At 57.0% G+C, this 242-nt stretch carries 1 protein-coding gene; it reads left to right on the plus strand.

Annotation, left to right across the window (positions count from 1 at the left end; translation table 11 throughout):
- The coding region (locus ACLJNW_RS27965; protein ID WP_410961861.1) for a hypothetical protein at nt 1–242 on the plus strand (242 nt) is incomplete at both ends.

The following is a 242-nucleotide window of genomic DNA, read 5'->3' on the forward strand; positions in this document are numbered from 1 at the left end:
TCTTTCAACAGATCACCGAGGTCTTCGCCCTGCGTCGGTTGATTGGCAGTACGCCACAAGCCACGGTGTTTCAAGCTGCCTTCTGCCTCTTGCTCTACAATATGGTGCAAGTGCTGCGCGGCTATATCGCTCTGGCCCAACCCCAGCCGTGTCGAGCCGAAGACGTGTCAGCGGAACAGCTCTTTTATGACGTGCAGCGAGAGCTTACCGCCGTCAGCGTCTTGCTTCCACCACTGATGGTG

Source organism: Salmonella sp. SAL4457 (assembly GCF_046548235.1).
Taxonomy (GTDB): Bacteria; Pseudomonadota; Gammaproteobacteria; order Enterobacterales; family Enterobacteriaceae; genus Salmonella; species Salmonella enterica.